Source organism: Frigidibacter sp. (genome assembly GCF_030695035.1).
GTDB lineage: Bacteria > Pseudomonadota > Alphaproteobacteria > Rhodobacterales > Rhodobacteraceae > Frigidibacter.
Map to the genome: position 1 here is coordinate 280,083 of NZ_JAUYTT010000012.1, position 13,243 is coordinate 293,325.

General features: G+C 66.3%; 11 protein-coding genes. 3 read left to right on the forward strand and 8 right to left on the reverse strand.

Annotated features, from left to right (window positions below; genetic code table 11):
- Positions 1-52 precede the first annotated feature (52 nt).
- Together gloB and clpA are read left to right on the forward strand one after the other, a co-directional pair.
- Positions 53-817, forward strand: a complete 765-nt coding sequence (gene gloB / locus Q8S30_RS12740) for a hydroxyacylglutathione hydrolase (protein WP_305666387.1) — start codon at positions 53-55, stop codon at positions 815-817.
- Positions 818-1,030: 213 nt separating this feature from the next.
- The gene (clpA, locus tag Q8S30_RS12745; protein WP_305666388.1) at positions 1,031-3,373 is read left to right on the forward strand and encodes an ATP-dependent Clp protease ATP-binding subunit ClpA; all 2,343 of its coding nucleotides are present in this window, start codon (positions 1,031-1,033) and stop codon (positions 3,371-3,373) included.
- Between the two features lie 133 nt (positions 3,374-3,506).
- On the opposite strand, the gene Q8S30_RS12750 is transcribed toward clpA, so the two are convergent.
- The 4 genes from Q8S30_RS12750 to Q8S30_RS12765 all read right to left on the reverse strand — a co-directional run bounded on the left by Q8S30_RS12750 (position 3,507) and on the right by Q8S30_RS12765 (position 8,037).
- A complete protein-coding gene (locus Q8S30_RS12750) occupies positions 3,507-4,433 on the reverse strand; it encodes a hypothetical protein (RefSeq protein WP_305666389.1) in 927 nt (308 codons plus the stop codon).
- 106 nt (positions 4,434-4,539) lie between these two features.
- Positions 4,540-6,147: a peptidoglycan -binding protein gene (locus Q8S30_RS12755; protein ID WP_305666390.1), complete on the reverse strand. Its 1,608-nt coding sequence runs from the start codon at positions 6,145-6,147 to the stop codon at positions 4,540-4,542.
- Position 6,148: 1 nt separating this feature from the next.
- The gene (locus tag Q8S30_RS12760; RefSeq protein ID WP_371135513.1) at positions 6,149-7,381 is read right to left on the reverse strand and encodes a biopolymer transporter ExbB; all 1,233 of its coding nucleotides are present in this window, start codon (positions 7,379-7,381) and stop codon (positions 6,149-6,151) included.
- A gap of 128 nt (positions 7,382-7,509) precedes the next feature.
- Positions 7,510-8,037 carry a gamma-glutamylcyclotransferase gene (locus Q8S30_RS12765; protein ID WP_305666391.1) on the reverse strand — a complete coding sequence of 176 codons (528 nt, stop codon included), beginning with the start codon at positions 8,035-8,037 and terminating at the stop codon, positions 7,510-7,512.
- Between the two features lie 77 nt (positions 8,038-8,114).
- On the opposite strand from Q8S30_RS12765, the gene Q8S30_RS12770 reads away from it, so the two are divergent.
- Positions 8,115-9,098 (forward strand): DUF2125 domain-containing protein, encoded by a 984-nt coding sequence (locus Q8S30_RS12770; RefSeq protein ID WP_305666392.1) that lies wholly within the window; start codon positions 8,115-8,117, stop codon positions 9,096-9,098.
- Between the two features lie 8 nt (positions 9,099-9,106).
- Here the strand turns inward: Q8S30_RS12770 and Q8S30_RS12775 are convergent, their stop codons facing one another.
- The 4 genes from Q8S30_RS12775 to rpsD form a co-directional block, all read right to left on the reverse strand.
- On the reverse strand, positions 9,107-9,850 hold the full coding sequence (locus Q8S30_RS12775) for an extensin family protein (protein ID WP_305666393.1): 744 nt from the start codon (positions 9,848-9,850) through the stop codon (positions 9,107-9,109).
- 164 nt (positions 9,851-10,014) lie between these two features.
- Positions 10,015-10,929: a prephenate/arogenate dehydrogenase family protein gene (locus Q8S30_RS12780; RefSeq protein ID WP_305666394.1), complete on the reverse strand. Its 915-nt coding sequence runs from the start codon at positions 10,927-10,929 to the stop codon at positions 10,015-10,017.
- Positions 10,926-12,059: a histidinol-phosphate transaminase gene (hisC, locus tag Q8S30_RS12785; RefSeq protein WP_305666395.1), complete on the reverse strand. Its 1,134-nt coding sequence runs from the start codon at positions 12,057-12,059 to the stop codon at positions 10,926-10,928. The genes Q8S30_RS12780 and hisC overlap by 4 nt, the downstream gene beginning before the upstream one ends.
- A 170-nt stretch (positions 12,060-12,229) precedes the next feature.
- On the reverse strand, positions 12,230-12,850 hold the full coding sequence (gene rpsD, locus Q8S30_RS12790; RefSeq protein WP_305666396.1) for a 30S ribosomal protein S4: 621 nt from the start codon (positions 12,848-12,850) through the stop codon (positions 12,230-12,232).
- Positions 12,851-13,243: the final 393 nt, after the last annotated feature.

The following is a 13,243-nucleotide window of genomic DNA, read 5'->3' on the forward strand; positions in this document are numbered from 1 at the left end:
GCTCCGTTGGGCAAAGTCGGCCTTCACCATACCCGGATCCCAGAGGAACGCCATGCTGCAGCTTGTCACCATCCCCTGCCTGTCCGATAACTACGCCTTCCTCGTCCACAATGCCGAAACGCGGGAAACGGCGTGCTTCGACGTGCCCGAGGCCGCGCCGATCCTCGCCGCACTGGCGGACCGCCGCTGGACCCTGACGGATATCGTGCTGACGCATCACCATGATGACCACATTCAGGGCGTGCCAGAACTGGTCGCCGCCACCGGCGCCCGTGTCACCGGGGCTGCCACCGACGCCCACCGGCTGCCGCCGCTGGACCGGGCCGTGGCGCCGGGTGAGCAGGTCACCCTTTGCGGCACCCGCACCGATGTCATCGACGTCTCCGGCCACACCGTCGGCCATGTCGCCTATCACCTGCCCGAGGCCGCGATGGTCTTCACCGGCGACAGCCTGATGGCGCTTGGCTGCGGGCGGCTGTTCGAAGGCACCGCCCCGATGATGTGGGCCAGCCTCTCGCGCCTCGCCGCGCTGCCCCCCGAAACCACCGTCTGCTCGGGCCATGAATACACCGCCAGCAACGCCCGCTTCGCCCGCACCATTGAACCCGGCAATCCCGCGCTTATATCCCGGATCGCAGCCATCGAGGCTGCAAGGGCCGAGGGGCGGCCCACCGTGCCCTCGATGCTGGGCGAGGAACTTGAAACCAACCCGTTCCTGCGCGCCGATCATGCCAGCGTGAAAGCCGCGCTTCATATGGTCGGTGCAGAAGATGCCGCGGTTTTCGGCGCGATCCGCACCGCCAAGGACCGCTTCTGACGCTTTTGTCGCCGGGTTGGCGATGCGGGCACGAACGGATCGTCGCAATCTGTTCACATTTTGCGTCTGTGCGAAGGCCACAGACCAAATCGGCGAAATAAGACTTGAAGCCCGGCGATTTCCACCGAACTTTAAGACCATGAGGCCACGGTCGGCAGGGACATGTCCCTCGGGGCTCCGCCCCCTTCCGACCCTGAGGAAAGGAGCACGCACGTGCCGTCGTTTTCGAACACACTCGAACAGGCCATCCATGCCGCCCTGGCGCTTGCCAATGCACGCCGGCACGAGCTTGCGACGCTTGAACATCTGCTCCTGTCGCTGATCGACGAACCCGACGCCGCCAAGGTGATGCGGGCCTGCAACGTCGATCTCGATGATCTGCGCCGCACGCTGGTGGAGTTCATCGACGATGACCTCTCCACCCTCGTCACCGATGTCGAGGGCTCCGAAGCCGTGCCGACCGCCGCCTTCCAGCGCGTGATCCAGCGCGCGGCGATCCATGTGCAATCCTCGGGCCGCACCGAAGTGACCGGCGCCAATGTGCTGGTCGCGATCTTTGCCGAACGCGAATCCAACGCCGCCTATTTCCTGCAAGAGCAGGACATGACGCGCTATGATGCGGTGAACTTCATCGCTCATGGCGTCGCCAAGAACCCGTCCTTCGGCGAAAGCCGCCCGATCACCGGCGCGACCGAGGATGAGGCCGAGCAAAGCAGCAGCACCGGCAGTTCCGCGCCCTCGGGCGGCAGCGATGCCAAGGAATCGGCGCTGGCCAAATATTGCGTCGATCTCAACGCCAAATCCCGCAAGGGCGAGGTCGACCCGCTGATCGGCCGCGAGTCCGAGGTGGAGCGCTGCATCCAGGTGCTCTGCCGCCGCCGCAAGAACAACCCGCTGCTGGTCGGCGATCCCGGCGTTGGCAAGACCGCCATCGCCGAGGGGCTCGCGCTGAAGATCACCCGCGGCCAGACCCCCGACATCCTGTCGGGCGCCACCATCTACTCGCTCGACATGGGCGCGCTCTTGGCCGGCACCCGCTATCGCGGCGACTTCGAGGAGCGGCTGAAGGCAGTCGTGAAAGAGCTCGAGGATCACCCCGATGCGATCCTGTTCATCGACGAGATCCACACCGTGATCGGCGCCGGTGCCACCTCGGGCGGTGCGATGGATGCCTCCAACCTGCTCAAACCCGCGCTGCAGGGCGGCAAGCTGCGCTGCATGGGCTCCACAACCTACAAGGAGTTCCGCCAGCACTTCGAGAAAGACCGCGCCCTGTCGCGCCGGTTCCAGAAGATCGACGTCAACGAACCCTCGGTCGATGACACCGTCAAGATCCTGATGGGCCTCAAGCCCTATTTCGAAGAGCATCACGACATCCGCTACACCCATGACGCGATCAAGTCGGCGGTGGAACTGGCGGCGCGCTACATCCATGACCGCAAGCTGCCCGACAAGGCCATCGACGTGATCGACGAGGCGGGCGCGGCCCAGCATCTGCTGGCCGACAGCAAGCGCCGCAAGACCATCGGCTCCAAGGAGATCGAGGCAGTCGTCGCCAAGATCGCCCGCATCCCGCCGAAGAACGTGTCCAAGGACGATGCCGAAGTGCTGCGCGATCTGGAGAAGACCCTGAAACGGGTGGTCTTCGGTCAGGACAAGGCCATCGAGGCGCTGGCCTCGGCGATCAAGCTGGCCCGCGCCGGACTGCGCGAGCCCGAAAAGCCGATCGGCAACTACCTGTTTGCCGGCCCCACCGGCGTCGGCAAGACCGAGGTGGCCAAGCAACTGGCCGACAGCCTCGGGGTTGAACTGCTGCGCTTCGACATGTCGGAATACATGGAAAAACACGCGGTCTCCCGCCTGATCGGCGCCCCTCCGGGCTATGTCGGCTTCGACCAGGGCGGGATGCTGACCGACGGCGTCGACCAGCATCCGCATTGCGTGCTGCTGCTGGACGAGATGGAAAAGGCCCACCCGGATGTCTACAACATCCTTCTGCAGGTGATGGACCACGGCAAGCTGACCGACCATAACGGCCGGACGGTGGATTTCCGCAACGTGATCCTGATCATGACCTCGAATGCCGGCGCGTCGGAAATGTCCAAATCCGCCATCGGCTTCGGGCGCGAGCGTCGCACCGGCGAGGACACCGCCGCCATCGAGCGCACCTTCACGCCCGAGTTCCGCAACCGCCTTGATGCCGTCATCAGCTTCGCCCCGCTGCCGCGCGAGGTGATCATGCAGGTGGTCGACAAGTTCGTGCTGCAGCTGGAAGCCCAGCTGATCGACCGGCATGTGCATATCGAACTGGCCCCCGAAGCCGCCGCCTGGCTGGCCGAAAAGGGCTATGACGACAAGATGGGCGCCCGTCCCCTCGGCCGGGTGATCCAAGAGTACATCAAGAAACCGCTGGCGGAAGAGCTGCTGTTCGGCAAGCTGACCAAGGGCGGCGTGGTGCGCGTCGGAGTGAAGGACGGCGCCATCGTGCTCGACATCTCCGAGCCGGTGAAGCCGCGGCTCACCGGGCAAAAGCCGCCGCTGCTGACGGCGGAGTGACAAGACACGATTCTTGAGACAGAGGCCCGCAACTAGATTGCGGGCCTTTTGCGTTCTGTGGAAATCAAAGAAATAAGGCCCCTCTCGCGCGTTTTAGTTTGCTGCACTCTTTAGAATGCAAGAGTCCCGTCCGCTAGGCGCGATCCTGCTCCAGCCGCATGCACTCGCCGGTGACAGTATCATAGTTGATCGCGAAGAATTGCTCCATAATAGCCCGATCCAACATGTCTGGAATATAAATAGGGTGATGATCAACCATGAGAATGTGAGGAGCCAAGGCGCCCTGTGTGTAGGGCTCATTCAGTGCCGCTCCGCCAAGCCAAGACATGTTTAGCCCCCTCATTTTGTCAGGCGGCATTCCTGCCATTCGAGATGGCAGCAAAACGACCTTTCCCATGATATTTGCCGCAGGGTAAACAGCGCTACCAATAAGGGCAAAACCTATGGCTGCTATTTTCTCATTCCAATCATAGAACCATCCATCAGGCGGCATATATGCGTCTGGATCATTCAACATCTTGCGTATTACAGATAGATGGCTTTGGAGCGCCCAAGAGTATCCAAAGGCCTTAAACCATAGAAAGTATGCGGCACCGAGCATGCCGATCTTCACGTACCTCTCGTTGTCCACGAACTTCTGTGTGAAATCTTCAAATGAGAGGCTTACGGACCGACGGTTGCTCTCGTCCAGCTTCCTCAGTGCGTCGGGGTTGTTCGCTTTTTTCTTGCTCTTGGATTCGGGACGGTCACGTATGAGCATTACATTGAGGCCGCCGGCATCTTGCCATATCTTGCCGCCCAGTTCAGCGCCGTTGATGACAAACCTCTGGTATGAGGCTTGATCGTGTACTCTTTTATCCTGCAGTTCGTCCAGAGTATGTATCAGGTACGAACCTAGCCACTTAGCTGTCTTCACTCCAAATTTGCTATTGCAGTTCGTCTTGCACAAGAATGTCTTAAGCTTTCCATTCGCAGCGTCAGGAATGATGTGTTCGATTGAAATTTCAGAGCTATGAGATGAAAAAACGCTGAGGCAGCCAGGGCAGATAAACTTGTCCACCGCCTCTGGCCAAAATTGGCCGCTAGATGTGCATAACTTGTTAAGCTCTATGTCTCGCGCGTTCACATTGCCCCCGCAACTCGTGAATGTGAGGCGAAATCACCCCTCACCGCTCCGTCAGCTTCAACTCGATCCGCCGGTTCGCCGCCCGGGCCTCCGGCGTATCGCCCTCCACCACAGGCCGCCACTCCCCGAACCCCGTCGCCGCCAGCCGCGAGGGCGGGAAGCCAAGCCCGTCGATCATGTAGCGCACCACCGACAGCGCCCTTGCCTGGCTCAATTCCCAGTTGTCGCTGAACGCGCCCTGCCCCGACAGCGGCACATTGTCGGTATGCCCGTCCACCCGGATGATCCAGTCCAGCTCTGCCGGGATCTCCCCCGCGACCTCGTTCAGGATCGCCACCACGCCGGCGATCTGCGCCCGGCCCTCGACCGCCAGATCGGCCGAGCCGGTGCGGAACAGCACCTCGGATGAGAACACGAAGCGGTCGCCGACCACCCGTACCCCCTCGCGGCCCTCCAGCAGCTGCGACAGCCGCCCGAAGAATTCCGACCGGTAGCGCTCCAGATCCTGCGCCTGCGCCTCCAGCCGCTTGCGCTCTGCCTCCTCCAGCTCGGCGCGGCGGCGCTGTTCGGCAGCCACCTGCGCCAGGGCGGAGTTGAGTTGCCCGCCAAGCGTCTCGATCTGCACCGAGGCATCGCTGTCGCGCGCGGCCGAGGCATCGAGCAGGTCCTGCAGCGCCCCCAGCTGGCCGCGCATCGCCGCCAGCTGTTCGTTCAGCACCGCGATCTGCCGCTGGCCATCGGCCGACACGTCGCGCGCCTCGGCCAGTTCGGCCTGCGCCACGGCCAGCAGCGCCGCCTGCCGCTCCGCCTCAGTCGTGCTGCCCGCCACCTCCGCCAGCTGCAGGTCCAGATCGCGCTTCGCCGCCTCGGCCGCGGCCAGCAGGGTCAGCGTATCCTCGGCTTGCTGCCGCTGCTCCTCCAGTGCCAGCGTCATCGCCGTCAGCTCTGCGTCGGCGTTCTGCAGCCGCTCGCGCAGCGCCTCGGCGGCGGCGGCATCGGCCAGTTGCGCGGCCTCGGCCTCGGAGATCTGCACCTGCGCCGCGGACGCGGCCGCCTCCGCCGTCGCCGTGCGATTGCGCAGATCGGCAATCAACGCCTCCAGCGCCTCGCGCCGGGCGGCGGCCAGCCGTGCCGCCTCGGCCTGCGCATCCGTCTCATCCCGCGCCGCGGCCAGCGCGAGGTTCAGCGCCTCCTGCTCGGTCAGCAGTTCCGCCTGCGCCGCGTCCAGCTCCGCCACCTGCCCCAAGGCCCGGTCCCGGTCCGCGATCAGCGCCGCCACCTGCGCCTCGAAGCTGGTGATCCGGCTCTCGGCCGCGCCAAGCTCGGCGGTGCGGTCCTCGATCTGGCCCCGAAGCGAGGCGATCAGCGTCTCCTGCGCCGCCGCCGCATCCCCGGCCGCCGCCAGCCCGGCCTGCAGTTGCGCCACCTGCGCCCGCTCCAGCCCCAGCGCATCGGCAAGGCCAGCGACCTGCGCCGACAGCTCGTCAAGTTCCGTGCTCTGGCTGCTGATCTGCTCGCGCAGCACCGATTGCACGACGGTGAAGATGGTCAGGATGAACATCAGCACCATCAGCAGCGTCGTCACCGCATCGACGAATCCGGGCCAGATATTCGACGGCCCCCGCCCGCTGCGCCGCGACAGCGCCATCTCAGGTTCTCCGCCCGGCGACGTGGGGATCGGCCAGCCCGCGCACCGCGCGCGTCAGCGCCGCCAGATCCCCGCGCAGCTCGCCGATGGATTCCTGGCGCCCGGCGGCCACCTCTTCCAGCAGCCGCAGCATCTGCACGTCGATGGACCGCAGCCGCATCCGGCTTTCGGCGTCCGGGCCAAGCGTGTCGGCCCCCGCCTTCGCCTCCAGCGCCGCGATCATCCGCTCCTGCCCCTCGGCGATGCGGTCCAGCAACGCGGCGGTGCCGGTCTCGCCTTCCATCCGGCGCGCCAGCCGCTCCACCGATCCGGCCAGCATCGCCAGCCGCTCATCCACCGCGGACCGCCCGCCATCCGCCTGCGCGACCAGCGCCTGCAGCACTTCCATCTGCTCGGCCATATGGTCCATCATCGCGGCAATCGCGGCATGGTCCGCCCCGCCCTCGCCTTCACCGCTGGCAAAGCTCAGCTTGGTGATCGAGGACAGCCATTCTTCCAGCTCGCGGTAGAACCGGTTCTGGCCGTGGCCGGCGAACAGCTCCAGCAGCCCGATCACCAGCGATCCGGCCAGCCCCAGCAGGGATGAGGAGAACGCCGTTCCCATGCCGCCAAGCTGCGATTCCAGCCCGCGCATCAGCTTGTCGAACACCGCCATGCTGCCTTCGCCGGCCTGCGGCGCGAGGGAGCGGATCGTCTCCACCACCGCCGGAACCGTGATCGCGAGCCCGTAGAAGGTGCCCAGAAGGCCAAGGAAGATCAGCAGGTTGCCAAGGTAGCGCGTGATGTCACGCCCTTCCTCGATCCGCGCCTCCACCGATTCCAGCATCGAGCGCGCTGAGGAGTTGGAAATCTGCCCGCGCGCGCCGCGGGACCGCAGCAGTGCGGCCAAGGGCGCCAGCAGCCGCGGCGGCGCGGCAAAGTCATGGCCCGGATTTCCGGCGGCAAAGCCCTCGATCCAGCTGACCGATTGCGCCAGCACCACGACCTGCCAGAAACAGGTAAGGATCCCCAGCACGAACACCCCGATGATCAGCCCGTTCAGCCAGGGATTCGAGGCGAAGATCGAGGCGATGGAGGTATAGGCCAGAAAGGCCCCGGCGCAGACCAACCCGGTCACGATCAGCATCAGCACGGCCTGCCGCACTGGTTGCGAGAACGAGGGTTCGGGCTGTTTCAGGATCCGGTCCTTCAGGCCCCTGCCCTGCGGGGCCCGGTCAATATGGGGCTGCTGCATGAGGTCTCCCGCCAATCTTCCTTCGACAACAACCTGCCTTGGCCCGACACCTGTCTGCCTTGGCGCGACAATAGGGTCCGCGGCGGCCAGTGCCAACCGTTATCGGCACTGCAGCATTTCCGCGGCGATCACCGTTGCACCAGTGCCCGCACCCGCGCCGCCAGCCAGTCAAGGTCAGGATCGCCGAGGCCAAGCTGATCCAGATGCGCAGCGGTATTCCACAGGTACTCGCGGTTCGGCCCACGCCCTCCGACCGCCTCCGCGATGATCTGCGCCTGTTCCTCCAGCAGCAGCCCGCCGCAATACTGCACATGCGCGGGGTCGATGACATAGGCCAGCGCCTCCACGGTTCGCCCGTCGGTCAGCGCCACCTCCAGCATCCGCTCAAGGTATGCCGAACTCACCAGCTCCCGCTCCCGCAGCATTGCCAGCGTCTCCGCCTCCGCCCCCGGCGCCACCCGGAACGCCACGCCAAGGCAGGCCGCGCCCGCTGCCGCATCCAGCGCCAACACCAACCCCGGTGCCGCCTCGCTGCCCCTGTGATGGATAGACCGCATGCAGAAGCTGCGATGCCACCCTTCCAGCCGCGCCGGCACCGCCTCGGCGACGGGAAAGTCCGGCTGCCAGATCAGCGAGCCATAGCCGAATACCCACATGTGATGCCCTCCGCTCTGGCCCCTGCGCCACGGCCCCTGTAAACACCAGCGCAACGGCACAGGAAAGGCCTCGGCGTATGCGCGCGCTTCTCTGGATCACCACGGCGGCGGCCGTGCTTTACGGCGGTTACTGGGTGGCCGGCTCCATCGCCATGCGGCGCGGGGCCGAGGCGGCGCTGGCCGATCTTCAGACGCAGGGCATCGCCGGCCCGGCCGAGATCACCCTGCGCGGCTTTCCCAGCCGCTTCGACCTGACGGTGGAGCCTGTGGCCCTGCGCAGCGGCGCCGTCGAATGGTCGGCGCCCTTCGTGCAGCTGTTCATGCTCGCCTATCGCCCCACCCATCTGATCGCAGTCTGGCCGCATGAGCAGACATTGACGCTGGCGGGCCTGCCGCTCGCCATCACCAGCACCGACATGCGCGCCTCTGCCGTGGTCGGGGTCAGCGGTGACCTGCCGCTGGACCGCACCGTGTTCATCGCCGAGGATCTGGCGATCAACGCCGGGGCGGACCTTGGCGTCAGCCTGACAGAGGCGCGAATGGCCACTCGCGCCACCGACGCCGGCCGCCTTGTGCATGACCTTGGCGCCGAGCTGTTGGGGCTCCAGCTCTCCCCCGGCCTGCGCAACGCCGCCGATCCCGCCGGCACGCTGCCCGAGGTGATGGACTCGCTGCGCCTCAACGCCGCCCTTACCCTCGACCGGCCGCTGGACCGTCACGCCGCCAGCGCGCCGCCGCGCCCCGTGGCGCTCGACCTGCGCGACCTGTCGCTGCGCTGGGGCGATCTCAGCCTGACCGCCAGCGGCCAGCTGGATCGCGGTGCCGATGGCCGGTTGCAGGGCCGCATCGACATCGACGCCGATCACTGGCGCGAGATTCTGGCGCTTGCCGTCGCCACCGGCCTTGTCCGCAAGGAGCTCGCCCCGACCTATGCCGCGGCGCTGGAGCAGTTGGCGGCAGTGTCGGGCAACGACCCGGATCGCCTGCAAGTGCCGCTGGTTCTGTCAGGCGGATGGATCACGCTTGGCCCGCTACCCATCGGCATCGCGCCCAGAATCTGACGGCCTATCTAGCGGCAATAGGCAGACCGCCGACCCGCCGCAGTATCCAGATGCAGGTGGTCGCGGTGATACACGTCGGAGTTCGGCCCCAGCACCGTGCCGAATGGCCCGCAGGCCGCCTTGTGCATCGCCTTCAGGATCTTGCCATGCTGGCGCTCATTCCAGCCCTTCAGCACGGTGATCGACACGCCATTGGCCAGCGTCACAGCAGAGATGTCGATGGCCTTGCCGCGCCCATGCTCGGAAATCTTGGCGCCGCGCTGGTTGTTGCGCGGCCGGCAGCTGTAATGCGCCGCGACCTGCAACTGCACCGCGCCGCCCCCCAGCCGCCCGACGGCGGGCTTCACCCCCCGCTCCACCCAGCGATTCAACGCGCGGGCCGTATCGCAGTCGATGCTCGCCGGTGTCGACAGCTTCACGCCAGAAACAGAGGTAACCAGCACCCCGTCCTTCAGCCCACAGCCCTGCACCTGTGCCCGGATCGGCGGAATGGTGGTGCCGCGGATATCGGGGTTGCCGCAGACCGACCCCTTGCGCCCCGTGGTCGCCTCGGGCACCGGCTGGGTGCGGAAGCCCGCCGCCGCCACGGAAGATCGCCGCTGCAGGTTCTCGGGCCGCGGTTCGGGCCGGGCCGTCATCGGCGCATAGGCGATGGTGGCAGAGGAGACCTGCACCACCTCGGTGCGCAGCGCCGCCACCGGGCGCGGGCGTGGCCGCAGCCCCGGCAGAGCGGCCCCGGAAGGCGCAGCCACCGCGACGGCAGTCGAACCGGGCCTCGGCTTGGGCCGTATCGTTGGCACCGCGCTTGCCACAGGCGCCGCAACCTCGGGTCGCTGCACCTGACGCGCATCCTGTGCCAAGGCGCCCCCCGCACCCAGCATCAGCAGCGCCGCGAGCCAAGCCCGCGCCGCCCTGCTCATCTGCCGGCCTTGCTGCGGCCGAAATCCGGCGCAGCGGTATCCTGCCCCGCCTCGATGATGCCGCGGCGGATGGCGCGGGTGCGGGTGAAATAGTCGAACAGCATCTCGCCATCGCCGGTGCGGATCGCGCGTTGCAGCGCGAACAGCTCTTCGGTGAAGCGGCCGAGGATCTCCAGCGTCGCGTCCTTGTTGGTCAGGAACACATCGCGCCACATCGTCGGGTCGCTGGCGGCGATGCGGGTGAAGTCGCGGAAACCGGCGGCAGAATATTGCACCACCTCGCTGTCGGTGACGCGGGCCAGATCGTCGGCCACCCCCACCATCGTGTAGGCGATCAGGTGCGGTGTGTGGCTGGTGACGGCCAGCACCAGGTCATGATGCTCCGCCTCCATCTCGTCGACATTGGCCCCCATCGCCTCGCACAGCGCCCGCATCCGCGCGGTCGCCGCCGCATCGCCGCCCGGCAGCGGCGTCAGCAGCCACCAGCGGTTGCGGAAGAGGCCTGCGAAGCCCGAGTACGGCCCCGAATGCTCGGTCCCGGCAATCGGGTGGCCCGGCACGAAATGCACGCCATCGGGCAGATGCGGGGCGACGGCGGCAATCACCGCCTGCTTGACCGATCCCACATCGGTGACCGTCGCGCCCGGCTTCAGATGCGGCCCGATCTCGGCCGCGACCGACCCCATCGCGCCCACAGGCACGCAGAGCACCACAAGATCCGCGCCCTGCACCGCCTCGGCAGCCGTGGCAAACACCTCGTCGCAGAACCCGATCGCCAGCGCCGCGGCCCGGCTTTCCGCGCTCGGTGCATGGCCCACGATCCGCCCCGCCAGCCCGCCGGCCCGCATCGCATGCGCCATGGACGAGGCGATCAGCCCCAGCCCGATCAGCGCCACCCGGTCATAGATCATGCAGCCCCGCCTTCCGGCACACCGCTTTCCGGTTCCGGCCGCGGCTTCGCCAGCGCCTTGAACTGGCCGATGGCATGGGCGATCCGCCGGCAGCTGGCCTCATCCCCCACGGTAATGCGCAGGCAGTTCGGCAGCTTGTAGCCGGTCACCCGCCGCACGATCAGCCCCTGGCTTTGCAGCCAGGTGTCGCAGGCGGCGGCCTCGGCTTCGTCGGCAAAGCGGGCAAGGATGAAGTTCGCCGTGGAAGTGTCTGACGGCACGCCCTTTTCCGCCAGCGCCTCGGCCATCCAGGCGCGCAGCCGCGTATTGTCGGCCCGGCAGCGATCCACCCAGTCCTGATCGCGCACCGCCGCCTCGGCCGCCTCCAGCTGCGTGGTGGACAGGTTGAAGGGTCCGCGGATGCGGTTCAGCACATCGATGATGGATTTCGGGCCATAGCCCCAACCGATCCGCAGCCCGCCAAGCCCGTAGATCTTCGAGAAGGTCCGCGTCATCACCACATTAGGCCGCGTCGTCGCCAGCCAGGCGCCGCCATCATAGCCCGCCACATATTCGGCATAGGCCCCGTCCAGCACCAGAATGGCCTGCGGCGGCAGCCCGTCGGCCAGCCGCTCGATCTCGGACAGGCCGATCATCGTGCCGGTGGGGTTGTTGGGGTTGGCGATGAACACCAGCTTGGTGGCCGGCCCGCAGGCCGCCAGGATCGCGTCGACATCCGTCACCCGCTCGCGCTCGCGCACCTCGACCGGGGTGGCACCGGCGGCCATGGTCGAGATGCGGTACATCAGGAAGCCATGTTCGGTGAACACCACCTCATCCCCCGGCCCAGCATAGGCCTGGCAGAGGAAGTGGATGATCTCGTCGCTGCCGACCCCGCAGATGATCCGCGAGGCATCGAGCCCGTGCACATCGCCAATCGCCTGGCGCAGGCTGGCATGGTCGGTATTGGGATAGCGGTGCAGCTTGTGGACCGAGCGAAGGAACGCGTCCTTGGCCTTTTCCGAGGCGCCGAACGGGTTCTCGTTCGAGGACAGCTTGATCGCGTCGGACAGGCCCGCCACATGGCCCGACCCGCCTTGGTAGAGCGCGATATCAAGAATGCCGGGCTGCGGGCGGATCTGGTCTGACATGGTGAACACTCCGAAACTCCCGGCTTTCTAGCCGCCCGGTCACCCCAATGCCAGCAGCATGTTGCTGCATCCGCAACTGCGGCGCCCGGCATGGCAAAAGGGCCGCCGGCTTGCGCCGCGGCCCTTTCGTATGACACTGACCGCGCGGCGCTGAAGCGCCGCCGCCGGGATCAGTTCTTGGCGTAATATTCGACCACGAGGTTCGGTTCCATCACCACCGCATAGGGCACATCGGCCAGTGCGGGGGTACGGACGAAGGTGGCGGTCATCTTCGAGTGGTCGGCTTCCAGGTAGTCCGGCACGTCGCGCTCGGTCAGGCCCACCGATTCCAGCACGATCGCCAGCTGGCGCGAGCGGTCACGGACGGCGATCACGTCGCCCTCTTTCACCCGGAACGACGCGATGTTGACGCGCTGGCCGTTCACGGTGATGTGGCCGTGGTTCACGAACTGACGGGCGGCGAAGATGGTCGGAACGAACTTGGCGCGGTAGATCACCGCATCCAGACGCCGCTCCAGCAGACCCACCAGGTTCTCACCGGTGTCGCCCTTGACGCGCTCGGCCTCGCCAAAGATCTTGCGGAACTGCTTTTCGGTCAGGTCGCCGTAGTAGCCTTTCAGCTTCTGCTTGGCGCGCAGCTGGGTGCCGAAGTCCGACAGCTTGTTCTTGCGGCGCTGGCCATGCTGGCCCGGGCCGTATTCACGCTTGTTCACCGGGGATTTGGCACGGCCCCAGATGTTCTCGCCCATGCGGCGGTCGAGTTTGTACTTGGCAGAGGTGCGTTTGGTCACCGCTGATCTCCTTCGTTGTTGTTCTTGATGCCCCCGGCAAGCCGGCGGCGATTTTTTGAATCGAAGGGCGTTGTCCTTTGCCGCGGGCATAAGCCCTTGGCCGACAGGCATCCCCTTGCGAGGGCCACCAACACCAATGAAAAAGCCCCGGACAAACGGGTCCGGGACGGCGAGCTTATACAGGGGCGGGGGCGGGAGTCAACAGGGAGGGGCGACGCGTCTCAACCTATACTCCCCCCACAGGGCGCTCGGCTCGGCAAACCGCGCTGCGCAGAATATCGGCCGTCGACGAAATTCTGCTGTGCCCGCCCTGCGGGGGGCGGGCACATTCGTGCCCACCCGGGCGGACCCATCAGAATTTGGAGCCGTTCGGACCAAGCTTCACCCCCCTTG